Source organism: Streptomyces sp. NPDC046557 (assembly GCF_040645975.1).
GTDB lineage: Bacteria > Actinomycetota > Actinomycetes > Streptomycetales > Streptomycetaceae > Streptomyces.
Genome location: NZ_JBEYZH010000010.1, coordinates 179,839 through 205,245, shown reverse-complemented (window position 1 = coordinate 205,245; position 25,407 = coordinate 179,839). Strand labels below are relative to the sequence as shown.

Below are 25,407 nucleotides of genomic sequence, written 5' to 3'. Positions count from 1 at the left end.
CCGAACGCCTGCTCCATCCCCGACTGACCACCCAAGATCGCCGACAACGCCGCGTTCAGCTCCTTCGTGATCCCGTCCGAGTGCTCCTTGAACGAATCGAACGCGACCTTGCCCTGACCGTTGAACTTGCCCTCCAGCGGATGGGCCGCCGCGATCAACTGCCGGATCAACGTCCCCAAATCCGTACTCGACGTCCGCGACCCCGACATCAGGTTCGTCAGAACCTGCGTCCCCATGTCGAACTTCATCTCACACCCCCGTCACGATAGAACGAACATAAGTATGGCCAATGCTCTCGACAGCTTCGGCGATGCGCCTTTCAAACTTCGCATCAATGGCGCGAAATCGTGCGGAAGTCGGAGTTTCAGCAGCGTCCAGGGCGTCGAGTGCGTCCGGGGTGAGGGAGGGGATCGGCGGGGTCGCCGTGTGCTCTTCCCATCGGGTGAGGCGGACGCGGTGTGCGATGAAGTCGATGAAGCCGTTCTCGATCGAGAAGCCGCCGCCCCGCTCCAGGAGGAGGACGAGCGGCTCGAAGGGGTCCGGCAGGTGCGGGTAGCGGGCCAGGGCCTCGTCGGGGAGCGAGGCCCAACGGAGAGCCGCGCGGCACACCGTCCCGACGAGGAACCCGCTCGCGTGCTCGGACAGGAACGCGTCCAGCCGGGCCGCGATCGCCTCTTCGGCGCGTACCCGGGGATCGACACGGGCGGCGATGTCGCAGAAGGGCCAGTTGTCGGGGTGGCCGGTGCCGAAGAACGGAGGAGGTCCGTCCTTCCGTAGCTCAGCGACCCAAAGGGCCGTCCTGCGCGGGTATTCGCGCATGAGCCGCGCCCGGGACGCGCCGCACTCGAAGTCGTACTCGGCGCCCGCCAGTCGACGGCGACCATGCGGTCCACCAGGCGGTGCGCCCGCCCATGGGTGGCCGGGTTCCGCCCGCCCTCCTCGGCATGGGCCCCGGAGGGCGTCACTGGCGGGCGCGGCGGGCCGGGCGGGGGGTGTCGGAGGGGGTGTCGAGGGCGCCCTGCGCAAGGAGGCCGAGGGCGCGCAGCAGGGCCTTGCGATCGGCGGGAGGGAGGGAGCCGAGGGCGTCGGCGTGGACCTGGTCGACGATGCGTCGGCTTTCGGCGGCGACGGCGGCGCCCCGTTCGGTGACGGCGATGACGCGGGCCCGCCGGTCCTTGGTGGAGGGGCGCCGCTCGGCCAGTCCGGCCTTCTCCAACGCGTCGACGGTGACGACCATCGTCGTCTTGTCCATGTCGCCGATCTCGGCGAGCTGGATCTGGGTCCGCTCCTCCTCCAACGCGTGGACGAGGACGCAGTGCATGCGGGCGGTGAGCCCGATCTCGCCGAGGGCGGCGGCCATGCGCGTGCGCAGGACGTGGCTGGTGTGGTCCAGGAGGAAGGAGAGATCGGGCTCGGTCCGGGCGGGCGACATCGCGGTCATGGAACCAGCCTAACCGTTAGGTCCGAGATAAATCGTCTACAACGAAACTATCTGCTACGGTCTCACCATTGCTCGGCCTTCCGTCCGCCGACCGGAGAGAGAGACAGACCGATGTCCGCCATCACGCGTACCCCCCTGCCCGCCGCCGCCCGCGGCCCACGCTCCCGCTGGACCGCCCTCGCCGTGCTCTCCACCGGCGTTCTGATGACCGTCCTCGACGGCAGCATCGTCACCGTCGCGATGCCCGCCATCCAGGACGACCTCGGCTTCACCCCCGCCGGCCTGAGCTGGGTCGTCAACGCCTACCTGATCGCCTTCGGCAGCCTCCTGCTCCTCGCGGGCCGGCTCGGCGACCTGATCGGCCGCAAGCGGATGTTCCTGGCCGGTACCGGCGTCTTCACCGCCGCCTCGCTGCTCGCCGGGTACGCGGCCTCCCCCGCCGTCCTACTGGGCGCCCGGTTCCTCCAAGGCGTGGGCAGTGCCATGGCCTCCGCCGTCAGCCTCGGCATCCTGATCACCCTGTTCACCGAACCCCGGGAACGGGCCAGGGCGATAGCCGTCTTCAGCTTCACCGGCGCGGCGGGCGCCTCGCTGGGGCAGGTCCTCGGCGGGGTCCTCACCGACGCGCTCGACTGGCACTGGATCTTCTTCATCAACCTGCCGATCGGGCTCGCGGCGCTGCTCCTGGCCGTTCCCGCGATCCCGACCACGTCCACCACCCCCGCCACGTCCACCACCCCCGCCACACCCAGCACCCGCGCGGGGGCCGACGTACTCGGCGCGGTACTCGTCACGGCCGGGCTGATGGTGGGCATCTACAGCGTGGTCAAGGTGGAGGAGTCCGGCTGGTCCTCCGCGCACACCCTCGGCCTCGGGGCGCTGGCCCTGGTCCTGCTGGCGGCCTTCACCGCGCGGCAGGCGACGGCCCGTACCCCCCTGATGCCGCTGCGGATCTTCCGCTCCCGCGCCGTGGTCGGCGCCAATCTCGTGCAGATGCTGATGGTGGCCGCGCTGTTCTCATTCCAGATCCTCGTCGCCCTCTACCTCCAGAAGGTGTTGGGGTACGGGGCCGGCGCGACGGGTCTGGCCATGCTGCCGGCCGCCCTGGTGATCGGAGCGGTCTCGCTCGGCGTCCCGGCCCGGTTGAACTCCCGCTTCGGTGAGCGCGCCGTCCTGTCCGCCGGGCTCGGCCTGCTGGTCGTGGCGCTGGGTCTGCTCACCCGCCTGCCGGTGCACGCCGACTACGTACGGGACCTGCTGCCGGTGATGCTGCTCGCCGCGGGCTTCGGCCTGGCCCTGCCGGCGCTCACCGCCCTGGCCATGTCACAGGCCGGCGAACAGGACGCGGGACTCGCCTCCGGCCTGTTCAACACCACCCAGCAGATCGGCATGGCCCTCGGCGTGGCCGTCCTGTCCACCCTGGCGGCCTCCCGGACCGCCTCCCTCGCCTCCGCCGGCCGGACCTCCGCCGAGGCGCTCACCGGCGGCTACCACCTGGCCTTCGGCATCGGGGCCGGCCTGCTGCTCACCGCGATGGTCATCGCCGCGGCCCTGCTCCGGGGAGAGCGCCGCGGCTGATGTTCCACGTGAAACACGCCCGGCGCCACGCCCCTCGCCCTGGCTCCGCCCCGGCCCCGCCCCGGGTCAGGCGTCCGGGGCGGCCACGCCGCAGTAGCCGGCGAAGGCCGCGAGGATCTCCTCCTCGGAGATCCGGCCGTCCCCGTCCGCGTCGAGGGCCGTGCCGATCTGGGCCGCCAACTCCGGCGGGGTGCCGAGCACACGCAGGACGCGGCCGGCCGCCGCCGGGGAGGCACCGGTCGCCGAGCCGTCCTCGGAGGCCACCGCGATCACCGCGCGCAGGAACGGACGGGCGATCTCCGCGAACCGCTCCGGGTTGTCGCGCAGCCGCTTCACCGCGCCCGTCACGAACTCCTCGCGGGACACCCGCTGGTCGCCGTCGACATCCGCGATCCCGGCCATGCCCTGCCAGAACGCCTCGGCGCCGGCGAAGACGGCCTGACCCTTGTCCGACCGGGCCCGGACACCGAATTCGGCCAGCACTGCCCGTGCGGCGACGCCGAAATCCTCCCGGTCGATGTAGCCGGAGCCGTCCTGGTCGAAGGTGGCGAATCGGGAGGCGATCTTGCGCTCGTACTCTGCGCTGTCCATATTCGGCGTTCCGCCTTCACATGTGCGTGTGGGTGCAGTTGAGGTGCGGTCAAGAACTGCGGCGGACTCGCGGTGGAGAGGCGCAGTTCAAGACAAGGCAGGAGCGTACGGCCTCGGTGGCCCGCACGTTAAGCCGAGCCGTCGGGGAGCCGGCCGCATCGAACCCGCGCACGGGAAGCGCGGCGGGGCGCGTACAGATGTGCCTATGCGGGCGTCATGTTCCGTTCCTGCCGGGGCCCGTGGCGCCGGTCCTTCCCGTGCCACCCCGTACCACGAGGGCCACACTTCCCGGGCGGGCTTCCCCCAAAGACGGGCGCATCCCGCCATGTGCCGACTACATTCGTCGGGTCGACACACGGCTGTGGGCTGGGGGCACTATGCCGAAGGACGTACCACCGCGCTGGGACCGCCGCATGCAGCAACGCCTCGCCCGCGGTGAGGCCGCCGCGCTCGGCGAGCTGTACGACCGCTTCGCCTCGCTCGTGCACAGCCTCGCGCACCGGGTGCTGGGCGACGAGACCGCCGCGGACCGGATCACCCGGGAGGTCTTCGGTTACATCTGGGAGAACCCGGACGCCTACGACCCCAAGCAGGGCTCCCTGCGTTCCTGGGTCGCCCGGATCACCCAGGGGCAGGCCGTGGCCCGGCTGCGCCAGGCCGAACTGGGCCGCGGCTCCCGCGAGGAGCTGGAACAGAAGGTGCGCAGCGCGAACGCCGCCGCCCGCGCGGACTACATCGTCACCTCGATGCCGGCGCCGCTGCGCTCGGCGCTGGAACTCGCGTACTTCAAGCGGCGCGACTACCGGCAGGCCGCCGCCGACCTCCAGATCAGCGAGGACGAGGCGCGGCGCCGGCTACGGCTCGGGCTCCAGTTGCTGTCGACCGCCAACGCCCTCCCTCGGGAGGACACCGCCCCGCCCGGATACGGCCCGCCCGGATATGGAACGCCCCGATGACCGGCCCCGCCGAAGAAGCGCCCGACGACGGTTACGAGCGGCCCGTGGGCGGTGCGGCGCGGATACCGGGCCCGCGCGGTGCCGCCGACGACCTCGACCCGCTGCCGGGCCCCCGGCCGCTGTCGGAGGTCGCACCCGCGCCGGAGGCCACACCCGCGCCGGAGGCCGTGACCGCGTGGGAACCGGCACCCGCGCCCACACCACCGCCCACGCACGCCGTGTTGAAATCCCTGCTCGGCGCGTGGGCGTTGGCCGCCTGCTCCGCCGAGGAGACACAGGCGGTGGAGGAGCACCTGACCGAGTGCGCACCCTGCGCGGAGGAGGCGCTGCGGCTGCGGGACGCCGTGGGGCTCCTGCACCCGGAGGAGAGCCTGGACCTGAAACCGCTGCTGCGCTCGCGGGTACTGGAGGACTGCCTGGGCAAGCGCCCGGCGCGCATCCCCGTCCCGGCGTGGGCGACCCCGTACGACACGGAGACCGCGCGGCTCGACGCCCTGCTGCGGGACTTCGGCGACTCGGAGTGGCACACCCCCGTACGGCTCAAGTGGTTCGAGGAGGAGCGGCGCCTGTCGCGGCGCACCACCGTGGCGGGGGTCATCGGTCATCTGCTGACGGTGGACGGGCTCGTCGCGACGGCGCTCGGACTGGACGACCCGCTGGGCCCGCAGGCACCTTCGGGCGGCACCACGGAGCGCACCGAGTTCTTCTGGGAGTCCGCCCGGCACCCGGCCACCCGGCAGGTCCGCGAGCCATGGCGGGAGCAGGGCCACACCCTCGTCCGTACGGTCTCCTTCGCGGGACACGGGGTGGCCGAGCTGGCGGTGGACTACGGAGGTTTCGCCCTGCCCCTGGGGGACGCGTTCCTGGAGCGGGCCTTCGAGTGCTGGGTGCACGCGTGGGACATCGCGGAGGCGGTGGACTACCCGTACGAGCCGCCGTCCGGACCGCACCTGAACCGCATGATCGACCTGGCGGCGCGCCTGTTGCCGGGCGCGTTGGCCGAGCGGCGTCGCGCCGGTCTGGCGGGACCGGCGCGCGGCCTGGTCGCGGCGGGCGCGCCGGGACGGACCCTGCACCTGGAGATCGAGGGCGCGGGCGGCGGCGGTTGGGACATCGCGCTGGACTCCCCCGCGGCGAAGCCGTCGTCGGACCACACGGTGGCGGAGATCGCGCTGGACGGCCTGGAGTTCTGCCAACTGGCCGCCGGGCACATCTCCCCGGAGGAAGCGGCGGCCGGCCAGCACGGCGACCGGGAGGCCATCCGCGACGTGCTCTTCGCGGCGGCTTCCCTCAGCCGCCTGTAGCGGGACCGCTTGTAGGGCGACCGCTTGTGGCCGGCGCCGGGGGGGTGATCAGGTCCATTCCCGTGTACCGGGCGGCGACGAACCCCGCCGCCCGGTACACGGGTTCGCCGGCCGCACTGGCGTGCAGTTGGACGTAGCGGACGCCGAGGCCGTTCACCCACTCCACCAGCCCGGCGACGATCCGCCCGGCGTGGCCCTGCCCTCGGGCGGCGGGGTCGGTGACCATCCCGTCGACGTAACCGCGGCGCCCGTCCGTCCACACCGGCCCGGGCAGGTGGTACGTCACCCACGCCAGGCCCGCTGCCCGCAGCGGCTCTCCCGGGTCCCCTCCGACGACCAGGCAGGTGCAGTCCGGCCGCCGGCCGTCGACCCGCTCCTCGAACCAGCCGCGGGCGTTCTCCCGCCAGGGCGCGTCGTCGCTCCCGGGGTCGACGCCGAGCCCGTCGAGGGCTACGGCGCGCAGCCGGACCAGTTCGGGCACGTCCTCGGCGGTCGCCGTACGGGGCTGCGCGGGAATGGGGTCCTCCATGGGACGGGAAGAGCCTCCATCAGGAGGGGTCCTCGCGGAAAACGGTCCGGGCCGGCCGCGCCTCAGGCGAAGACGACCGTCCGCGTGCCGTTCAGCAGCACGCGGTGTTCGCTGTGCCACTTCACCGCGCGGGCGAGGGCCTGGCACTCCACGTCCCGGCCGATCGCGACCAACTGTTCCGGGGTCACCTCGTGGCCCACCCGCTCGACCTCCTGCTCGATGATCGGCCCTTCGTCCAGGTCGGCCGTCACGTAGTGCGCGGTCGCGCCGATCAGCTTCACGCCCCGCGCGTGCGCTTGGTGGTAGGGCTTCGCGCCCTTGAAGCTCGGCAGGAAGGAGTGGTGGATGTTGATGATCCGCCCGCTCAGCGCCCTGCACAGGGTGTCCGACAGCACCTGCATGTACCGCGCCAGCACCACCAGCTCGACGTTCTGCGCGCGCACCAGCTCCAGCAGCTCCGCCTCGGCGGCCGCCTTCGTGTCCTTCGTCACCGGGATGTGCACGAACGGGATGTCGTAGGAGCCGACCAGCTCCGCGAAGTCGGTGTGGTTGGAGACCACCGCCGCGATCTCCACCGGCAGCGCGCCGATCCGCGACCGGAACAGCAGGTCGTTCAGGCAGTGCCCGAACTTCGACACCATCAACACGATCCGCATCCGCTCGTCGGAGCGGTGGATCTGCCAGTCCATCTTGAAGGAGTCCCCGATCGCGGCGAAGCTGGCCCGCAGCTTCTCCACGGTGACCGGCGCGTCCGCCTCGAAGTGCACCCGCATGAAGAACAGGCCGGTGTCCCGGTCGCCGAACTGCCGGCTGTCCTCGATGTTGCATCCCGTCATGAACAGGTAGCTGGACACGGCGTGCACAATGCCCTTTTTGTCGGGGCAGGAGAGGGTGAGGACGTACTGCTGCGGCTGCGCCTGGCGCTGCGGGTCATCGTTCATGACGGCAAAGCCTTTCACACCGCGCGGGTGATGATCCTCAGCAGTTCGAGGGAGCGCGGCGCAGCGTCCGGATCGTCCCCGTCCGCCGTCGCGAGCCGTACGTGCGCCTCGCGCGCCGCGCGCACCGCCTCGGGCCAGCCGTGGTGGTCCAGGTACGCCGACACGGGCGCGTCCGGGCCGACCTGGTGCAGGATCCGCAGCACGCGCAGGACCGTCACGTCGACGAGGGCGGCCTCGCCGGAGTCACGGAAGATGGTGCCGACGTACTTCTCGGCCGACCAGCTGTCGAGCCAGGTGTCCTCGACGAGCCGGTACACGGCGTCGGTGACGTCCCCGTAGCCTTCGACGCCGGCCTGCCAGACCTCCTCCTGGAACACCGGGTCGGAAAGCATGTGCAGCGCCGAGCGCACGTTGCTGCGCCAGCGCCACCACGGCATGTCGTTGAGGGGCATGCCGCCCATGGTGGAGGAGCGGCCGCCGCGGCGGGAAGAGTTCTTCGAACCTTGGGCGAATGTCACGCTTTCGATCGTACGTTCCCCCGTGGCGCGATCTTGAAGCACCTGTGTGCGACCGGGTCCCCGCAATTCACCTTCCCGTCACCGCATGTTGTGTACACCTCATGCCCGTGTTCCCCCGGGGGCGGAATGGTGCGTGGACATGACCGACCGGCGACGCGCGACCTCCCTGTCCCGCACCTTCCTGGCCACGGCGATGGGTGCGTGTCTCATCGCCGGATGCGGGGTGGTCCCCGGGGGCTCCGGGGGCTCGGGGGGCTCCGGGGGCTCCGGGGGCACCATCACCGTGATGACCTTCGCCCCCATGGGCACGAAGGCGACCAACATGCCCGGCATGGTGGGCATGGCCAAGGCGTACGAACGCTGGGTGAACGCCAAGGGCGGCATCAACGGCCACAAGCTGCGCGTCCTGACCTGCAACGAGCAGAACACCCCGACCGGCGCCGCCGACTGCGCGCGCGAGGCGGTCGCCGAGAAGGCCGTCGCGGTCGTCGGCTCGTACAGCCAGCACGGCCGCGCGTTCATGGCCCCGCTGGAATCCGAGGGCATTCCCTTCATCGGCGGCTACGGGGTCTCCTCGGAGGAGTTCGAGAGCACCCTCTCCTACCCCGTCAACGGCGGCCAGCCCGTCCTCCTCGCCGGCGCCGGACACCAGCTCGGCAAGGCGTGCGGGCAGGTCGCCCTGGTCCGCCCCGACACCCTCGCGGGCGATTCGATGCCCGTCCTGCTCAACGCCGGGCTCCAGGCCAACAAGGTGCCGGAGGCCGCCGACATCCGGGCGGCCGAGGACAGCGCCGACTACACGGCCCAGGCCCGCGAGGCACTGGCCGACACCACCGGTCCCGCCGCCAAGGAGCGGGGCTGCGTGACGGCGGTGCTCGGCGAGCGCACGGAGACCTTCCTCGACGCCTTCCGCCGCACCGACGAGAAGCGCAAGCTGCCGCAGATCGCCTCCGTACTCGGCAGCGTCAGCCAGGCGCTGGTCGACCGCACCGGCGGCCGGGAGAGCCCCTTCGAGGGCGCCTACCTCACGAGCTGGTACCCGGTGGCCGGCGACCCGCTGTGGGCGCCGATGCGCAAGGTGATCTCCGAACAGGCCTTCGGGGACGACAGCGTGGACCCCGACGACAGCGGAACGCAGACGACGTGGATCGCGTACACCGTGCTGAACCAGATCGTCGGCCGCCTGAAGGCCGACGAGGAGGTGACCGCCCGCAAGATCGCCAAGACCCTCAACCAGACCGCGGGCGTCCAGACCGGCGGTCTCACCCCCGAACTGAGCTGGCGCCACCAGGACGTACGCGCCGTCGCCGGGTTCCCGCGCCTCTCCAACGGGCGGGTGACCTTCCAGATCGTCCGGCAGGGCAGGCTCGTCGCCCAGCCGGGCGAGGAGCCGCAGGACATGACGCCGACCCTGGAGCAGGCCCCCCGCGCGGCATGAGGCCCGGGCGGCCCCGGGACCCGGGGGCCGCGGCCGTCACAGTTCGGTCTTGTCCCGTCGGGTGAGGCCGTACTTGGCCGCGATCGAGTTCCACATGGTCGCGGCCGACTCCTTCGCCCGCGTCGCCTCGCCGCTGGACTTGTTTCCGGCGCCGGCGTTGTCGGTGGACTTGGCCTTGCCGTCCTTGCACTTGCCCTTGTCGTGGCCGGTGTCGTCCGCCCAGCCCGCGTAGCTCCGGTCGGCGGCGGCCGAGGACTTCCACGCCTTGGTGAGGGCGGCGGCGAGCTTCACGTGGTCCGGCAACTGGTCGAGCTTCAAATCCTGGAGCCGGGTGACCATGTCCTCGCGCCGGCTGGCCGCGTCGCGCAGGTCCAGGGCCGCCTGGTCGAGATTGCGGCAGCTCTTGATGTCGTCGACGGCCTTGATCACCGCCGCCCGGCTCTCATTGCTGTCCGCGAGCACCTTGTCGAGCTGGACGGCCTGCGCGCGGGCCGGGTCGACCTGGGCCTCACCGGCCGCCGCCGCGCCGGAGCCGGTCGGGGCGGGGGCCTGGGCGCCCGGGTCGCTGTTGGCGGCCTTGCCGCCGTCGCCGAGCAACGAGCCGACGCCGAGCCCGGCCACGGCGAGACCGATGACCGCGGCCACGATGACCCCGGTCGAGACCTTGCGCGCGGGCGCGGGCCCGGGCGGCGGGGGCGGCGGGGCGTACTGCTGCTGGGGCGGTACCGGTCCGGCGGGAGGTCCCACCGGGCCCCGCGCGCGCGGGGCCCCGGCCGGCAGGGGCTCCTGGATCTTCGGCAACTGCTGGGTGCTGCCGGCGTGGTCGTCGTCGCGGAACAGGCCGTCGAAACCCTGGACGGCGGAGTCCCCGGGCGCGGCCGGGACCGGCGGGATGTACTGCGTCGCCGCCTCGTGACGGCCGGGTCCGTCCACCACCGGCGGGATGTACTGGGTCGCCGCCTGGTGGTGGGCCGGAGTGGCCGGGACGGGCGGCATGAACTGGGTCGCCGCCTCGTGATGACCGGGCGCGGCCGGGACGGGCGCGATGTACTGGGTCGCGGCCTCGTGATGGCCGGGTCCGTCCACCACCGGCGGGATGTACTGGGTCGCCGCCTCGTGATGGCCGGGCGCGCCCGGGACGGGCGCGATGTACTGGGTCGCCGCCTGGTGGTGGGCCGGCCCGTCCACGACCGGCGGGATGTACTGCGTGGCCGGCTCGACCGGGCCCGGCGTGCCCGGTATGGGCGGGATGTACTGGGTGACCGCCTCCGGCAGCGGCGGGTACCCGTAACCGTGCGGGTCCCCCGGGCCCTCGAAGCCCGGGCCGACCACGTGCCCCGGCTGCGGATATCCGTACCCCGGCCGGGCCTCGTACTCGGGCGGCGCCTGCGCCGGGTACCCGTAGGCGGGGCCGCCGCCCGGCACACCGGACTCCGGCTCCCCGTACCCCGGGTACTCCTGCTGCCCCTGCCGCCCCGGCTGCTGCGAGCCCTGCTCGGGACCCGTCCCGTAACCGGGCCGCGGCGCCCCGTGCCCGGGGTCCGGGCCCCACGGCGCACCGGCCTGCGGGGCGGCCTCATGACCGCTCCCCTGTCCGCTCTCCGTCACCGGGAACTCCTTCACCGACCTGTCCGCACGTACGGAACCGTCGGCCCACGCTACCCGGTCACCGGCCGGCCCGGTCGGTTACCTCTGGGCCCGCACCCTCCGCACGCACCCTCCGCCCGCACTCCGCCGGCCGCGCCCCGCGCCCCCGCCTCAGACCGCCGCCACCTCCAGCCGCGCCGTGAACTCCCGCACCGCCGCCTCCTCGCGGTACGGCTCCAACCGCGTCCGGAAGTCCTCCAGGTACTCCGTCCCGCGCCGGGTCCGTAGCGAGTCCAGCAACTCGGCGGCCTTCGCCGCCGTCTGGCACGCCTGCTCCACCTCCCGCTGCTGGACCCGGGCCGCCGCCAGCAGCAGCAGCCCGATCGCCCGGCGCCGCGCCTTGGTCTCGGGCAGGCCGCGCAGGGCCTCCTCGGCCCGCCGGACCGCCGCGTCGGCCTGGCCGAGGTCCCGGTGGCAGTGGGCCAGTTCGTCCGCGAGGTACGCCTGGTCGAAGTGGCGGATCCACACCGGGTCGTCGCCGGACTCGGGTTCCGCCCGCTCCAGCGCGGTCACCGCCCGCCCCGACAGCACCGCCGTGGCCCGGGCGTCGCCCAGCAGCGCGTGCCCGCGCGCCTCGGCGGCGTAGAACATCGCCTCCACCCGGGGGGTGACCTGCCCGCGCGTGCCCTCCTGGGCGGCCCGCGCCAGTTGCGCGATCTCCCTCGGGTTGCCGAGTTCGGCGGCCAGGTGGCTCATGGACGCGGCCAGGACGTAGCCGCCGTACGCGCGGTCGCCGGCCGCCTGGGCCAGCCGGAGCGCCTGGATGTAGTAGCGCTGGGCGAGGCCCGGCTGGCCGGTGTCCACCGCCATGTAGCCGGCCAGTTCCGTCAGCCGGGCCACGGCCGCGAACAGCGCCCGCCCGACCGGCTCCCGGTAGGATCCGCCGATCAGCCCGGACACCACGGAGTTCAGGTAGTGCACCACCACCGGGCGCACGTGCCCGCTGCCGAAGCGGTGGTCGAGTTCCTTGAGGGCCTCCGTGGTCGCCCGTACCGCCTCGACGTCGGGCATCCCCACGCGCGAGCCGCTGGTGCGGGCCACCTGCGGGTCCGCGCCGGTGATCAGCCAGTCCCGGCTGGGTTCGACGAGGGCGGAGGCGGCCACGCTGGAGCCGGAGAGGAAGTCACGGCGGCCGACGTCGCTCCGCCACAACTCGCTGACCTGCTCGATCGCGCCGACGACGGTCGGGGAGAACTGCAGGCCGACACCGGAGGCGAGGTTCTTGCCGTTGGCCATCCCGATCTCGTCGATGGTGACGGTCCGACCGAGTTTGCGCCCGATCGCCTCGGCGATGATGCCCGGCGCCCGGCCGCGCGGCTGCTGACCGCGCAGCCACCGGGCGACGGAGGTCTTGTCGTAGCGGAGATCGAGGCCGTGCTCGGCCCCGCACATGTTCACGCGCCGGGCGAGCCCGGCATTGGAGCACCCGGCTTCCTGGATGAGCGCCTGCAGCCGTTCGTTCGGCTGACGGGCGAGGAGTGGCCTGGCTGCCATGAAAACCCCCTGAAGCCGCGGAGAGCGATGGAATGATCACTTCCCGCCTGATGTGCGGAGAATCTTCCTCTCTGCGTGGTGTCGCTACCCACGGACCGCGCTCCGGGCTCCTACGCGCCCCCGCGCATGCTTCCGTGCGCCCCATTTGCAGGATCGATGCTCCGCCCACGGGCCGGTTTACGCCCGTAACCCCGGGTGTGTGCGGGAGTTGTGATGGGCGTGGAAGAGACCATCGGAGTCACGGAGACCGCACCCATCCCCAAGCAGCGCGGCGAGCAGCTGCTGGACCATGCCGTGCGGTACGCGGAAGAACGGCACTGGGATGTCTTCGCGGGCACCTGGCTGGAGGCCGGCGACGGCCGGGAGGTGTGCTCCTGCGGGGACCTCGAATGCACGGCGCCCGGCGCCCACCCGGCGGTGAAGGACTGGGCGGCGCTGGCCACCGGCAGCGCGGTGCAGGTGCGCCGGATCTGGGCGAAGCAGCCGCGCGCCTCCATCCTGCTGCCGACGGGTCGGACCTTCGACGCCATCGACGTGCCCTCCGCCGCCGGCATCCACGCGGTGGCGCGGCTGGAGCGGATGCAGCGCACCCTTGGTCCGGTCACCCTGACCCCCGACCACCGGATGCTGTTCTTCGTCCTGCCCGGAGCGGGGGCGAAGGTGCCGGACCTCGTACGGAAGCTGGGCTGGTCGGCGCCCGCGATCGACATGATCGCGCGGGGCGAGGGCGAGTACGTCGCCGCGCCGCCCACCCGCTTCGGCGGGCGGGGCCCGGTGCAGTGGGCGCGCAAGCCCACCCCGGCGAACCGGTGGCTGCCGGACACCGAGGAGCTGATCGACGCGCTCGCCTACGCGTGCGGCAGCCAGGCGGCCGCGGCCCGCGCCGGCCAGGGTTCGTGACGTACGCCGGTTCATGACGTACGGGCTTCATGACGTACGCCGGTTCATGACGTACGCGAGTTCATGACATACGTAACTGCTGCCGTCTCGCCCCTCCTCCTATGGTGAGGAACGTACGACCACGGGGATCAGAACGAGAGGCAGGCGCATGCCGGACCAGGGTGATGCGACGGGCGGGACGGACGGCGGGACGGGGGGCGCGCGATCCGCGCCGCCCGCTGCCGTCCGGATAGAGGGGCTGTGGAAGCGGTTCGGCGAGCAAGTGGCCGTGGCCGGCATCGATCTGGAGATCCCGGCGGGCCGGTTCATCGGGCTCGTCGGACCGAACGGCGCGGGCAAGACGACGACGCTGTCGATGGTGACCGGGCTGCTGCGCCCCGACATGGGGCGCGTGGTCGTCGCCGGCCACGACGTGTGGGCCGACCCGACCGGGGTGAAGTCGCGGATCGGCGTCCTGCCGGAGGGGCTGCGGCTGTTCGAGCGGCTCTCGGGGCGGGAACTGCTCGGCTACATGGGCCGGTTGCGCGGGCTGGCGGGCGAGGAGACGGACAAGCGGGCGACGCAGCTGCTGGACGTGCTGGACCTCGCGGGCTCGCAGCACAAGCTGGTCGTGGACTACTCGACGGGCATGCGCAAGAAGATCGGCCTGGCGGCCGCGCTGCTGCACAACCCGGAAGTCCTGTTCCTGGACGAGCCCTTCGAAGGCGTCGACCCGGTGTCCGCGCAGACCATCCGCGGAGTGCTGGAACGTTACACCGCGTCGGGTGCCACCGTCGTGTTCTCCTCACACGTGATGGAACTCGTCGAGTCGCTGTGCGACTGGGTGGCCGTCATGGCCGGCGGCCACATCCGCGCCGCGGGCCCGCTGGCCGACGTACGCGGTGACGCGCCCTCCCTCCAGAACGCCTTCCTGGAACTCGTCGGGGCGCGGGACCGGGCCGCGGGCGACTCCCTGGACTGGCTGGGCGGCGGCCGATGAGCGCCCCGATCACCACCACCGCCGCGGTGACGGCGCCCGTCACCGCCGCCCCGGTCGTCTCCCTGACACCGCTCTTCGTGCGCCTCAAGCTGTCGCTGCTCAAGAACGGGCTGAAGGGCTCCTCCAAGCGCAAGGCGGCCTGGTTCGGCACCCTGGCGCTGGCGCTGGTGGTGGGCTTCTTCGTCACGCTCGGGCTGGCCCTGCTGCACGGCAACGCGCACGCGGGAACGGTCGTCGTCATCCTCGCGGCGATCCTGGCGCTGGCATGGAGCTTCATGCCGCTGTTCTTCCCGAGCGGCGACGAGACCCTCGATCCCAGCCGGCTGGTCATGCTGCCGCTGCGCCCGCGTCCCCTGGTGCGGGCCCTGTTGGCGTCCTCGCTGGTCGGTATCGGGCCCCTGTTCACACTCTGCCTGGCCGTCGGCTCGGTGGTGGCGGTGGCGCGGGGCGCGGCCGGGGCGGTGTTCGCCGTCGTGGCCGTTCCACTGCTGCTGCTGGGCTGCGTGGCCCTGGCGCGGGCGGTGGCGACCGCCAACGTACGGCTGCTGTCGAGCCGCAAGGGACGCGACCTCGCGCTGCTGAGCGGGCTGTTGATCGCGATCGGCGCCCAGATGGCCAACTTCGCCGCGCAGCGACTCGGCCGGCCGGGCGGACTGGCCCACCTGGAGCCGGCGGAGGCCGTGGTCCGCTGGCTGCCGCCCGCGACGGCGGTGGGCATGGTGGACTCCGCGAGCCGCGGTGACTACGCCGTCGCCGGGGCCCAACTGGTGATCACCCTCGCCGCCCTGGCCGGGCTGATGTGGTTCTGGGAGCGGAGCCTGACCAGGCTCATGGTGACCCCCGACGGCTCGACCCTCGCGGCCGCCGCCCCCCGCGAGGACCGGGACGCGGGCGCGGGCCTCTGGGGCCTGCTGCCCGGGGGCCGCACGGGCGCCGCGATGCAGCGCACCCTGCGGTACGTGCTGCGCGACCCGAAGACGAAGTCGGCGTGGGTGACGGCGCTGGCGATGGGTCTGATCGTGCCGGTGTTCAACGCCCTCCAGGGGACCGGCTCGCTCTACCTCGCCTGCTTCGGCACGGGGATGCTGGGCATCCAGATGTACAACCAGTTCGGCCAGGACACCTCGGCGTTCTGGATGGTCGCGCAGACCCTGTCGACCCCGCGGGACGTCTTCGTGGAGATGCGGGCCCGCGCCGCGGCGCTCGCCCTGGTCACCGTCCCGTACACGGTGCTGGTCACCTCGGTCACCGCCGGGCTGGTCGGCAACTGGACCTACTTCCCGACGGCGCTGGGCCTGGCGTTGGCCCTGCTGGGCGCGATGCTGTGCACGGGCGCGCTGGCCTCGGCCCGCTTCCCGTACTCCATCCCCACGGACGGCGCGTTCAAGAACGTGGCGCCGGGCCAGGGCGGGCTCGCCTGGATGGGCATCTTCGGCGGCATGCTCGCCTCGGCGGTGATCTGCGCCCCGGTGATCACGGTGACGGTCTACTTCGCCACGAGCCCGGAGCAGCGGTCCCTCGCCTGGATCGTGCTGCCCCTGGGCATCGCCTGGGCCACCCTCGCGGCCTGGACCGGCCTGCGCCTGGCCGCCCCCCTGGCCTTCCGCCGCCTCCCCGAAATCCTGACCGCGGTCAGCAAGGGCTGACGGTGAAGGGGCCCGGCTCCCGCTCACCCGTCGGGGAGGGCGGGGGCCGGGGTGTCGGGTCAGACCTCGATTCCGGCCAGGTCCAGGGAGGCCAGGCGGTCGGGGTTGCCGATGGCGGTGATGCTGACGATCAGGCCGTCGGTGACGGTGAAGGCCATGACCGAAAGCGGGCGGCCCTTGGCGGAGACGACCACGCCCGCCGCGCCGTTGACGAGCGCCGGGCGGACGAACGGCGACAGGCCGCTGAACATCAGCGCCTGGGAGGCCACCGTCCGGGCGCCGTTCAGGACGACCGTCTGGCGGGCACGTCCGGCGCTGCCGTCGGAGCGCAGGACGATGTCGGGGTGCAGCACCGAGACGAGCGCGTCGAAGTCCCCTTCGCGGGCGGCGGCGAAGAACGCGTCGACCACGCGCCGCTGCTCAACGAGGTCGGGGTCCGGGGCCGGGGCCTGGCCCTGGACCCGGCGGCGGGCGCGGCTGGCCAACTGCCGTACTGCCGCCGGGGTCTTCTCCAGCAACGGGGCGATCTCGTCGAAGGGCACGGCGAACATGTCGTGCAGGACGAACGACAGCCGCTCGGCGGGCGACAGCGATTCCAGCACCACCAGCAGGGCCAGCCCGACCGCGTCGGCCAACATGGCCTGCTGCTCGGGATCGGTCACCGTCTCACGGCTGACGATCGGGTCGGGGATGAAGGTCTCCAGCGGATCCTCGCGCCGGGTCGCGCGCGAGCGCAGGGCGTCCAGGCACAGCCGCGACACCACGGTCGTCAGCCACCCGCCGAGGTTCTCCACCGCGCCGACGTCACTGCGGCCGAGCCGCAGCCAGGCTTCCTGTACGGCGTCCTCGGCCTCGCTGAGGGAGCCCAGCATGCGGTAGGCCACGGCCTTGAGGTGCCCGCGGTGCTCCTCGAACCGTTCCGCCAGCAGTTCGTGCCCGTCCACGTCTCGCATCCCCCTCCCCCACGCCCGGCCCGCGCGGGCCATGTCCCCGCATCCTCCGTCCTGGCACGCCGAACACCCAAGCGGTATCCGGGAGTCCGTCAGGAAGCCGCCCTGACGCCGTCCAGGAAGGGCTCCAGCACCGCGCGCCAGGCGGCCGGCTGGTCGTAGTGCACGTAGTGGCCGGCGTCCGGGATCTCGGCGTACCGGCCCGCCGGGAGGACGCGGACCATCTCCTGGGCTTCCGCGCGGCCCAATTCGCCGTCGAGCCCACGCACGACCAGCGTCGGGCAGCGGACCTGGGCCAGTTCCTCCCAGTGCGCGTCATGGACCCACGTCTCACGGGCCGTCAGCATCTGGCGGCGGGAGAAGAGGGGGCGCCAGCCGTCCTCGGCCCGGTGCATGACCTCGGCGAAGAACGCGCCGCGGCCGGGGTCGGGGCGGTCCACCCGGGGGTCGTCCTCGCCGAACCACCGGCGCGCCGCGTCCTGGGTGGGGAAGGGCAGCGGCCAGCGGCGGAACCAGTCCTCCCACTCGCGCTGGGACGCCTCGCCGAGCGCGGACGCCCGCATGTCGCAGATGACGAGTGCCTCGACCAGATCGGGGCGGCGGGCGGCGAGCTGCCAGGCCGTGAGCGCGCCCATGGAGTGGCCGATCAGGGTCACGGGGGCGAGGCCGAGCTGCTCCACGGCGGCCTCGGCGTCGGCGACGAACGCCTCGCGTCCGAACGCCGCCGGCGCGTCCGGGGCGTCGGGGCCGGCCGGCGGACGGCCGCTCTGACCGTGCCCGCGCTGGTCCAGGGCCACGACCCGGTGGCGCTCGGCGAGCCAGCGGGCGGTGCCGGCCCAGTGCAGGGCGCGGCCCATCAGGCCGTGGAGTAACAGGACGGCGGGCCGCTCCGGCTCTCCGGGCGCGGGGTGTTCCGCCCGGCCCCCACGGCCCGGTGCGAGGAACTCCCAGGCGGCCAGGCGTACGCCGTCGGCCCCTGTGACATCGATGCGCTGTACCACCGCAGATGCACCCCCTTCGATCCCCGTCAGGGTATCGAACCCGTATTCGAAAACGGCGCTCTCGCCGACAACACCGCTCTTTCGAGTGACCTTGCTCAAGGATTGGCCGCCGCTGCCGATGGAGATCCTTTCCACAGGGAGGCGGGCCGCTCGGGGAAGACGGTCCGAAGGGGATGACCTTGAGAGCTCGGGGCTCCAGGTCAGTCAGGGGAGGACCGGTCCCGGCGCCGAAAGGCGCCGGGACCGTTCATTACCGCTCCGGTGCCCGCGTCGCGGGCATCGACACGCGGGCGCCGACCGGTTTTCCGGCCGTCGACCCGTCAACGCCCCGGGACAGCGCCCGGCCGTCACCCTGGTAGGCGCCCGTCATCATCCCGGTCGCCGCCCGGCCGGTTCGGCCCGGTCCGCTTCAGCGCTTGGCGACGAAGACGTGCGAGGCGACCTCGGCGCCCAGCTCCGCCGCCTCGCCACCGCTGCCGACCAGCACCCCGCCCGGGGACTCCGTCACGCTCACCACCGATCCCGGCTGCACACCGGCCCGCCGCAACGTGTACATCAGCTGCGCGTCCGTCTGGATGGGCTCGCCGATCCGACGCACCACCACCGTCTTGCCCTCGCTGCCCGGGTCCAGCTCCGAGAGGCTGACCATGCCGGCCTCCAGGAACGGGTCGGCCTCGGCTTTCTCGCCCAGCTCCTCCAGTCCCGGGATCGGGTTTCCGTACGGCGACTCCGTCGGGTGGCGCAGCAGCTCCAGTACGCGCCGCTCCACCGCCTCGCTCATCACGTGTTCCCAGCGGCAGGCTTCGGCGTGCACCTGCTCCCACTCCAGCCCGATGACGTCGACGAGCAGACACTCGGCCAACCTGTGCTTGCGCATCACGCGCGTCGCCAGCCGGCGCCCCTCCTCCGTCAGCTCCAGGTGCCGGTCGCTGGCCACGGCCACCAGGCCGTCGCGTTCCATCCTGGCGACCGTCTGGCTCACCGTCGGGCCGCTCTGATCGAGCCGCTCGGCGATCCGGGCGCGCATGGGGACCACGCCTTCCTCTTCCAGCTCGAGGATGGTGCGGAGGTACATCTCCGTGGTGTCGATCAGTCCGGACATTCGTGCCCCTCGGATTGCGTGCGCTGGCCCTGCCCCCAATTCTGACGCATCGGGCCGACAACCGTCCCTGCCGAACGTCACGGCCGGTACGGCACATCCGCCCGGGGCCCGTTCCCACCCGCGCGGGCCTTTCGTCCCACGGACTGACGTTCGTATTGACACGCCCTTGGTCCAGACCGCACGGTGAGCGGCGGACACCGACGCAACCCACCCGCACCCCCACCCCTGGAAGGGCCTTCGGCGTATGAGCGAGAGCAAGCTGGCCGGGCAGTTCTTCGACGCCGCCATCGGTCTGCTGGAGCGGGTGCGGGACGAGGAAGCCGGGCCGATCGGCGCCGCGGGAGCCGCGATCGCCGACGCCGTCGCCGCCGGGAAGCGACTCTTCGCCTTCGGCGCCGGGCACTCCTCGCTGCCCGCCCAGGACGTGGTCTACCGGGCCGGCGGGCTGGCCCTGATGAACTTCCTCGCCGTACCCGGCACCGCGGGCATCGACGTCATGCCGGCCACCCTGGGCAGCGCCTTGGAGCGCGTCGACGGCCTCGCCGCCGCCGTGCTGGACAGCAGCCCGGCCGCCGAGGGCGACGTCCTCGTGATCATCTCCCTGTCGGGGCGCAACGCCCTGCCCGTGGAGATGGCGATGAACGCCCGCGCGCTCGGCCTCACGGTCATCGGCGTGACCTCGGTGGCCTACACGGCCGAGACCCGGTCGCGGCACGCGTCGGGCACCTTCCTCAAGGACCACTGCGACATCGTCCTCGACAGCAAGATCGCGGTCGGTGACGCCGAGCTGAGCCTCGACGGCATCGAAGCGCCGTTCGCCCCCGCCTCCACCGTCGTGACCTGCGCGATCATGCAGGCCGTGATGGCGGCGGCGGCCGGCGAGCTGGCCGAGCGCGGGATCGAGCCGCCGCTGCTGCGCTCGGGCAACGTGGACGGCGGCCACGAGTGGAACGGCCGCGTCATGCGGGAGTACGGCGACCGGATCTTCTTCCGCCACTAGCGATCCGCGGGTCGGGCGGGACGCGTGGGCCGCGCGGGTCCCGTGGGCCGCGCGGGCCGCGCTCAGAGGTCCGCCGGGCGGGCGGCCGTGCGGCGGGCCAGGTCCAGGTCCGCCGCGACGCGGGAGGCCACCTCCTCCGCGTACAGGGCGTCCGCGCGCTCGAAGGCGGCCCGCGACGGGCCGCGCAGGAAGGTCAGCGCCCCCAGGGTGCGGCCCCGGCTGCGCAGCACCGTGCACAGCGCGTGCGCCGCGTCCGGGGGCCAGTGTCGGGCCCGCGCCCACTCCTCGGGAGGCTCGCCCGCCGGGGCGCTGGCCCGCACCGGGCCGATCCGGTCCAAGGCCTGCAGCGCCGGGTGCGCGCCCGCGTACCGGACCGGGATCGCACCCGGCGCCGGCAGCAGCAGCGTCTGCCCCGACGCCGACACCGCGGAGCGGACGAGCCGCCTGCGCCGCCCCGGGCCGGCCGGGTCCGGTCCGTCGAGTACGTCCAGCAGGTCCACCAGCGCGTGTTCCGCGAAGCCGGCCAAGGCGAAGTCCAGCCGTACGGCGGCCGCCTCCGCCGGGTCCTCGCATTCGGCGGCGGCCCGCCCGGCCCGGTAGAGCTGGTTGGAGCGGAACCGCAGTTGCCCGGTGTCCAGCTCGGCCCGTCTGGCCTCGGTGACGTCCTGGAACAGCCAACCGACCCCGAGCGGCACCGGCTCCTCCGCCAGCGGTGAGGCCAGCCGCAGGAACCCCGAGCGCCAGCACCGCCGCCGCACCCCCTCGGGCGTACGGACCGACACCCACAGCTCCACGGGCGCCGGCGGCGCCCCCTCCGCCAGCACGTGCTGGAGCGCGCCCTCCAGCTCCTCGACGCCCTGCGCCAGCAGTTCACCGAGCGGGCGGCCCAGCAGGGCGGTGCGCCCCGAGCCGAAGGCCCGAGCGGCGTGCAGGTTCACCACCGCCGGGCGTAAGTCCACGTCGACCAGGACGACCCCCCAGGAGGCGTCCTCCAGCAGGGCCTCGCTGAGCGCGATGGAGCGCTCCAGGTCGATCTGCGCGTGGACCTCGCTGAACGCGCAGTAGACGCCGGCGGGCTTGCCGTCGGCGCCCGGGACCCCGGCGGACTGGGTCCGTACGAGGACCCGGCCGCCGTCCTTCGTCAGCAGCGCGAACTCGTGGACGTGCCGGCCCGGCGCCTCCTGGGCGGACATCAGCCGCTCCTCGACGTCCTGGGCGTCGGCGGCGCGCACGGCCCACCCGGCGAAGCCGCGCCGGCCGACCGCCTCGGCGGCGGTCCAGCCCAGGATCCGCTCGGCCTCGCGGTTCCAGTGGGTGATCACACCGTCGGCGTCGAACGCGCACAACGCCGCGTCCATCCCGTCCAGCAGCGCTGCGAGCAGATCGTCGGTCGTCTCGTCACGTCCGGAAACACTCACCTGGCACCCCCTGCAGGTGTTCGCGTATGCGGCACGTCAGATCATTGAACTGGAACGTGACGCAGCCCACACCCCCTTCCTGGAATCGTCCCGTTTTTTTCTTTTCGTCCCCCGGCGCGAATCCGCCGGATAAATGGCTTGAGCGACCGGGGACGGGCTCGTAGGCTCTGCCGTACACGAGAAGGGAGGTGGTTCCCGAAATGTACGGAAACCGGACGCGTGAGGTGGCTGCGGGCTAAAGCGCCCGTCGTCGCACGCACCCAGTGCGGTGCCCGGCGGGAACGCCAGGCGCCAATCCCAAGCAGTCACCCGACCCGCGGGCTCGCCGGTACGTCCGGCCGGCTCCTCTCACTGCAGGAGAGGATCCCGAGCCCGCGGGTCGTCTGCGTTCCCGGGCACCCAAGGCCTCCAGGGACCGGGGCTTCCCGGGCGGACGCCTACGGGCAGAGCCGCTCGACGCGCCAGTTCGCGCCCTCGCGGACGTACCGCAGCCGGTCGTGCAGCCGGTTCTCGTGACCCTGCCAGAACTCCACCGTCTCGGGCACCACCCGCAGGCCGCCCCACTCCGGCGGCACGGGCACCTGCTCGCCTTCCGGGTAGCGCTCCGCCAGTTCCGCGTACCGGCGGTCCAGCTCCGCGCGGGAGCCGATCACCTGGGACTGCGCGCTGGCCCAGGCGCCGAGCTGCGAGCCGTGCGGCCGGGAGCGGAAGTACGAGGCCGTCTCGTCGCGGCCGATCCGGGCGGCGGTGCCCGTCACGCTGACCTGGCGGGCGATCGGGTGCCAGGGGAACAGCAGCGACACGTACGGGTTCTCGGCGATCTCGCGGCCCTTGCGGGAGGCGTAGTTCGTGAAGAAGACGAAGCCCCGCTCGTCGAACTGCTTGAGCAGGACCGTGCGGGAGCTGGGGCGGCCGTCGGCGCTCGCGGTCGAGACGACCATCGCGTTGGGTTCGAAGAGGTGCGACGCGGCGGTCTGCCGGAACCACAGGGCGAACTGCCCCATCGGGTCCTCTGCGAGGCTCGCCTCGTCGAGGATCTCGGAGCGGTAGTGCTTGCGCATGGTCGCGGGATCAAGGTCCTGGTGGGTCACGCGGGCCATCCTGCCGCAGTACGACTGCCGGGGGTGTGCCGTATGTCACGCTTCCGCAGGCCATCCGCAGCGGACAAAATCTTGGGGCCGGTCCGAGGGTCCCCGCACGGATGACCATCGGCCGTGCCGGGCATCAACGGGGATGACCGCGCCGGACCGCGAATCACGCCGGGAGCCGCGCGTGTTCGCACTATCTGAGGAGCCGCCTGATGTCCGACTTCGTACCCGGGCTCGAAGGGGTCGTCGCGTTCGAGACGGAGATCGCCGAGCCCGACAAGGAGGGCGGGTCCCTCCGCTACCGGGGGGTGGACATCGAAGACCTGGTCGGCCACGTCTCCTTCGGGAACGTGTGGGGCCTGCTGGTCGACGGTGCCTTCAACCCCGGTCTTCCGGCCGCCGAGCCCTTCCCGATCCCCGTGCACTCGGGTGACATCCGGGTCGACGTGCAGTCGGCGCTCGCGATGCTCGCCCCCGTGTGGGGATTGAAACCGCTGCTCGACATCGACGAGCGGACGGCGCGCGACGACCTGGCGCGGGCGGCCGTGATGGCGCTGTCCTACGTCGCCCAGTCGGCCCGTGGCCAGGGACTGCCGATGGTCCCGCAGAAGGAGATCGACAAGGCCGAGTCCGTCGTCGAACGGTTCATGATCCGGTGGCGGGGCGAGCCGGACCCCCGGCACGTCAAGGCCGTCGACGCGTACTGGACCTCCGCCGCCGAGCACGGCATGAACGCCTCCACCTTCACCGCGCGGGTGATCGCCTCCACCGGCGCCGACGTGGCGGCGGCGCTCTCGGGCGCCGTCGGCGCGATGTCCGGGCCGCTGCACGGCGGGGCGCCGTCCCGGGTCCTCGGCATGATCGAGGAGATCGAGCGCACGGGCGACGCCGTGGCGTACGTGAGGAAGACCCTGGACAAGGGCGAGCGGCTGATGGGCTTCGGACACCGGGTCTACCGGGCCGAAGACCCGCGCGCCCGCGTGCTGCGGCGTACCGCCAAGGAGCTGGACGCGCCGCGCTACGAGGTGGCGGCCGCGCTGGAGAAGGCGGCCCTGGAGGAGCTGCACGCACGCCGTCCCGACCGGGTGCTCGCGACGAACGTGGAGTTCTGGGCCGCGATCATGCTGGACTTCGCGGAGGTCCCGGCGCACATGTTCACCTCGATGTTCAGCTGCGCCCGTACGGCGGGCTGGTCGGCGCACATCCTGGAGCAGAAGCGCACGGGCCGCCTGGTGCGCCCGTCGGCCCGCTACATCGGGCCGGGGCGGCGCGACCCGCGGGACATCCAGGGCTACGCGGACATCGCCGAGACGGCCTGATCCGCGCACGATCCGCGTACGCGACAGCGGGCGCCACATCCCGGTCGGGGTGCGGCGCCCGTCGCGTGTCCGGGGCTCGAGGGGTCCAGCCGCTTCACGGGCCCAGCGTGGCGTCCAGGATGCGCGCCCACTGACTGACGACGCGCGCCCGGCGGGCCGTGTCGTCGGAGAGGACGTTGGCCAGACCGAGGCCGCGGGCCATGTCGAGGAGCCCCTGCACGGTTTCCCGTACGCCCGGCACCGACTCGTCCGCGCCGAGCAGTTCGACGGCGATGCGGTGGGTCTCGCGGCCCACCCGGGCTTCGAGACCGCTGACGTGCGGGCGCAGTTGCTCCTCGTTCGAGGCGGCGACCCACAGTTGGAGGGCGGCCCGGAAGAGCGTCCCGGTATACAGGTCCACGAGGGCCTCCACGACGGCCGCACGGGGGGCCGGCCCCGCGTGGAACAGCTCGCGCAGGGCCGTGGAGCGTTCCTCGGCGACATGCTCCACGGCGGCCGTGAACAGCTTCTCGCGGGTCGGGAAGTGGTGTTGGGCCGCGCCGCGCGAGACCCCGGCCCGTTCGGCGACGACGGCGACGGTGGAGCCCGCCCAGCCGTGTTCCGCGAGGCAGGAGACGGCCGCCTCCAGCAGGTGGCGGCGGGTCACGCGGCTACGGGCCTGCTTGGGGCCGGCCGTCGGCCCGGGGCCGGTCACCGTGCCCATGAGGTGTCCCGGCGTTCGAAGCGGGCGGTGATGCCCTCCCGGGCCTCCGCGGAGGCGAAGTGGCGGGCCGACAGTTCGGTCAGGGCGGCGCCGTCCTCGGCGAGTGCGGCCCTGACGGGTGCGGTCAGCAGCCGTTTCGTCGCGGCGAGGGCCTCGGGACCGGCTTTGCGCAGGCCCACGAGGACCGGGGCGAGCGCCTCGTCGACGTCCTCGCCGTGCAGGGTGAGCAGGCCGATGCGGGCGGCTTCCGCGGCGTCGAACGCCTCGGCGGTCAGGAAGTACCGGGCCGCCGCGCGCGGGTCCAGGCGCGGCAGCAGCGGCGCGGAGATGACGGCCGGCACGACCCCGAGGTGGGTTTCGGTGAAGGCGTACGTGGACCTCGGTCCGGCGGCGGCGATGTCGCAGGCGCCGAGCAGCCCGAGACCACCCGCCCGGACGTGTCCGGTGACGCGGCCCACGACCGGTTTGGGGTGCTCGGCGATCTCCCGGAGCAGGGCCAGGAAGTCGGCCGGGTCGCACGGGGACTTGAGGTCGGCGCCGGAGCAGAAGGTGGTGCCGGTGTGGGTGAGGACGACGGCCCGGACCGTCGGGTCCCCGGCGGCCTCGGTGAGGGCCGCGCGCAGCTCGCCGACGAGGTCCGCGGAGAGGGCGTTGCGGTTGCCCGGGGAGTCGAGCGTGAGGGTGGTGATGCCGGTCGCCTGGCCGGCGTGCACGAGTGGGGCCATGTCTCCTCCGCAGGGGTGGGCCGGTCGGGGGTCCTCCCCCGGGGGAGGGTATGCGGACGCCGCGGGTGCCCGCCAAGTCGCCCGCGGCGGGGTGGACCGGGGGCCGGGGGCGGGGCGCGGGCCGGGGGCGGGGTGCGGG

25 protein-coding genes are annotated in these 25,407 nt (G+C 73.0%); 9 read left to right on the top strand and 16 right to left on the bottom strand.

The window, feature by feature from the left end:
• The 3 genes from ABZ934_RS20075 to ABZ934_RS20065 all read right to left on the bottom strand — a co-directional run.
• The coding region (locus tag ABZ934_RS20075; protein WP_361314834.1) for a hypothetical protein at positions 1-248 on the bottom strand (248 nt) is incomplete at its 3' end.
• A 1-nt stretch (position 249) separates the two neighbouring features.
• The gene (locus tag ABZ934_RS20070) at positions 250-819 is read right to left on the bottom strand and encodes a hypothetical protein (protein WP_361314831.1); all 570 of its coding nucleotides are present in this window, start codon (positions 817-819) and stop codon (positions 250-252) included.
• Between the two features lie 142 nt (positions 820-961).
• Entirely contained in the window at positions 962-1,441 is a 480-nt protein-coding gene (locus tag ABZ934_RS20065; RefSeq protein ID WP_361314829.1) for a MarR family transcriptional regulator, read from the bottom strand.
• A 111-nt stretch (positions 1,442-1,552) separates the two neighbouring features.
• Between ABZ934_RS20065 and ABZ934_RS20060 the strand changes: the two genes are divergently transcribed.
• Positions 1,553-3,019, top strand: a complete 1,467-nt coding sequence (locus ABZ934_RS20060) for an MFS transporter (protein WP_361314827.1) — start codon at positions 1,553-1,555, stop codon at positions 3,017-3,019.
• A 66-nt stretch (positions 3,020-3,085) separates the two neighbouring features.
• On the opposite strand, the gene ABZ934_RS20055 is transcribed toward ABZ934_RS20060, so the two are convergent.
• Entirely contained in the window at positions 3,086-3,610 is a 525-nt protein-coding gene (locus tag ABZ934_RS20055; RefSeq protein ID WP_361314825.1) for an EF-hand domain-containing protein, read from the bottom strand.
• Between the two features lie 377 nt (positions 3,611-3,987).
• Here ABZ934_RS20055 and ABZ934_RS20050 point away from each other — a divergent pair, with 377 nt between their 5' ends.
• Both ABZ934_RS20050 and ABZ934_RS20045 read left to right on the top strand, forming a co-directional pair.
• Complete coding sequence (locus ABZ934_RS20050) at positions 3,988-4,566, top strand: sigma-70 family RNA polymerase sigma factor (RefSeq protein ID WP_136217034.1); 579 nt, start codon at positions 3,988-3,990, stop codon at positions 4,564-4,566.
• Positions 4,563-5,870 carry a zf-HC2 domain-containing protein gene (locus ABZ934_RS20045; RefSeq protein WP_361314823.1) on the top strand — a complete coding sequence of 436 codons (1,308 nt, stop codon included), beginning with the start codon at positions 4,563-4,565 and terminating at the stop codon, positions 5,868-5,870. Before ABZ934_RS20050 ends, ABZ934_RS20045 begins: the two co-directional genes overlap by 4 nt.
• Here the strand turns inward: ABZ934_RS20045 and ABZ934_RS20040 are convergent.
• The 3 genes from ABZ934_RS20040 to ABZ934_RS20030 all read right to left on the bottom strand — a co-directional run bounded on the left by ABZ934_RS20040 (position 5,857) and on the right by ABZ934_RS20030 (position 7,801).
• The gene (locus ABZ934_RS20040; protein ID WP_361314821.1) at positions 5,857-6,399 is read right to left on the bottom strand and encodes a GNAT family N-acetyltransferase; all 543 of its coding nucleotides are present in this window, start codon (positions 6,397-6,399) and stop codon (positions 5,857-5,859) included. The two genes, ABZ934_RS20045 and ABZ934_RS20040, sit on opposite strands and share 14 nt — an antisense overlap.
• Positions 6,400-6,461: 62 nt before the next feature.
• Positions 6,462-7,340, bottom strand: coding sequence for a formyltetrahydrofolate deformylase (gene purU / locus ABZ934_RS20035; RefSeq protein ID WP_361314819.1), 879 nt, complete (start codon positions 7,338-7,340; stop codon positions 6,462-6,464).
• 14 nt (positions 7,341-7,354) lie between these two features.
• A complete protein-coding gene (locus ABZ934_RS20030) occupies positions 7,355-7,801 on the bottom strand; it encodes a hypothetical protein (RefSeq protein WP_361314862.1) in 447 nt (148 codons plus the stop codon).
• Between the two features lie 196 nt (positions 7,802-7,997).
• Here ABZ934_RS20030 and ABZ934_RS20025 point away from each other — a divergent pair, with 196 nt between their 5' ends.
• Positions 7,998-9,296 carry an ABC transporter substrate-binding protein gene (locus ABZ934_RS20025; protein WP_361314817.1) on the top strand — a complete coding sequence of 433 codons (1,299 nt, stop codon included), beginning with the start codon at positions 7,998-8,000 and terminating at the stop codon, positions 9,294-9,296.
• Between the two features lie 36 nt (positions 9,297-9,332).
• On the opposite strand, the gene ABZ934_RS20020 is transcribed toward ABZ934_RS20025, so the two are convergent.
• A complete protein-coding gene (locus ABZ934_RS20020) occupies positions 9,333-10,904 on the bottom strand; it encodes a hypothetical protein (RefSeq protein WP_361314814.1) in 1,572 nt (523 codons plus the stop codon).
• Positions 10,905-11,054: 150 nt separating this feature from the next.
• Positions 11,055-12,437: a transcriptional regulator gene (locus tag ABZ934_RS20015; RefSeq protein WP_361314812.1), complete on the bottom strand. Its 1,383-nt coding sequence runs from the start codon at positions 12,435-12,437 to the stop codon at positions 11,055-11,057.
• A 210-nt stretch (positions 12,438-12,647) separates the two neighbouring features.
• Between ABZ934_RS20015 and ABZ934_RS20010 the strand changes: the two genes are divergently transcribed.
• The 3 genes from ABZ934_RS20010 to ABZ934_RS20000 all read left to right on the top strand — a co-directional run bounded on the left by ABZ934_RS20010 (position 12,648) and on the right by ABZ934_RS20000 (position 15,962).
• Entirely contained in the window at positions 12,648-13,337 is a 690-nt protein-coding gene (locus tag ABZ934_RS20010; protein ID WP_361314810.1) for a bifunctional DNA primase/polymerase, read from the top strand.
• A 148-nt stretch (positions 13,338-13,485) separates the two neighbouring features.
• Positions 13,486-14,316 (top strand): ABC transporter ATP-binding protein, encoded by an 831-nt coding sequence (locus ABZ934_RS20005; RefSeq protein ID WP_361314807.1) that lies wholly within the window; start codon positions 13,486-13,488, stop codon positions 14,314-14,316.
• Positions 14,313-15,962: a transporter gene (locus ABZ934_RS20000; RefSeq protein WP_361314804.1), complete on the top strand. Its 1,650-nt coding sequence runs from the start codon at positions 14,313-14,315 to the stop codon at positions 15,960-15,962. The genes ABZ934_RS20005 and ABZ934_RS20000 overlap by 4 nt, the downstream gene beginning before the upstream one ends.
• Before the next feature lie 59 nt (positions 15,963-16,021).
• On the opposite strand, the gene sigJ is transcribed toward ABZ934_RS20000, so the two are convergent.
• From sigJ to ABZ934_RS19985, 3 genes are all read right to left on the bottom strand, one after another.
• Positions 16,022-16,915 (bottom strand): RNA polymerase sigma factor SigJ, encoded by an 894-nt coding sequence (gene sigJ / locus ABZ934_RS19995; protein WP_361314802.1) that lies wholly within the window; start codon positions 16,913-16,915, stop codon positions 16,022-16,024.
• 89 nt (positions 16,916-17,004) lie between these two features.
• On the bottom strand, positions 17,005-17,913 hold the full coding sequence (locus ABZ934_RS19990; RefSeq protein ID WP_361314799.1) for an alpha/beta hydrolase: 909 nt from the start codon (positions 17,911-17,913) through the stop codon (positions 17,005-17,007).
• A 409-nt stretch (positions 17,914-18,322) separates the two neighbouring features.
• A complete protein-coding gene (locus tag ABZ934_RS19985) occupies positions 18,323-19,015 on the bottom strand; it encodes a metal-dependent transcriptional regulator (RefSeq protein WP_136217024.1) in 693 nt (230 codons plus the stop codon).
• A gap of 244 nt (positions 19,016-19,259) precedes the next feature.
• Here ABZ934_RS19985 and ABZ934_RS19980 point away from each other — a divergent pair, with 244 nt between their 5' ends.
• Positions 19,260-20,015, top strand: a complete 756-nt coding sequence (locus ABZ934_RS19980; protein WP_361314797.1) for an SIS domain-containing protein — start codon at positions 19,260-19,262, stop codon at positions 20,013-20,015.
• A 62-nt stretch (positions 20,016-20,077) separates the two neighbouring features.
• On the opposite strand, the gene ABZ934_RS19975 is transcribed toward ABZ934_RS19980, so the two are convergent.
• Positions 20,078-21,433, bottom strand: coding sequence for a PAS domain-containing protein (locus ABZ934_RS19975; protein ID WP_361314794.1), 1,356 nt, complete (start codon positions 21,431-21,433; stop codon positions 20,078-20,080).
• A gap of 437 nt (positions 21,434-21,870) precedes the next feature.
• A complete protein-coding gene (pdxH, locus tag ABZ934_RS19970; RefSeq protein ID WP_361314791.1) occupies positions 21,871-22,533 on the bottom strand; it encodes a pyridoxamine 5'-phosphate oxidase in 663 nt (220 codons plus the stop codon).
• Positions 22,534-22,733: 200 nt separating this feature from the next.
• Between pdxH and ABZ934_RS19965 the strand changes: the two genes are divergently transcribed.
• Positions 22,734-23,840 (top strand): citrate synthase 2, encoded by a 1,107-nt coding sequence (locus tag ABZ934_RS19965; RefSeq protein ID WP_361314788.1) that lies wholly within the window; start codon positions 22,734-22,736, stop codon positions 23,838-23,840.
• 94 nt (positions 23,841-23,934) lie between these two features.
• On the opposite strand, the gene ABZ934_RS19960 is transcribed toward ABZ934_RS19965, so the two are convergent.
• Together ABZ934_RS19960 and ABZ934_RS19955 are read right to left on the bottom strand one after the other, a co-directional pair.
• Complete coding sequence (locus ABZ934_RS19960; protein ID WP_361314785.1) at positions 23,935-24,543, bottom strand: TetR/AcrR family transcriptional regulator; 609 nt, start codon at positions 24,541-24,543, stop codon at positions 23,935-23,937.
• Positions 24,531-25,268, bottom strand: a complete 738-nt coding sequence (locus tag ABZ934_RS19955; protein WP_361314782.1) for an enoyl-CoA hydratase family protein — start codon at positions 25,266-25,268, stop codon at positions 24,531-24,533. The genes ABZ934_RS19960 and ABZ934_RS19955 overlap by 13 nt, the downstream gene beginning before the upstream one ends.
• Between the last annotated feature and the right edge of the window lie 139 nt (positions 25,269-25,407).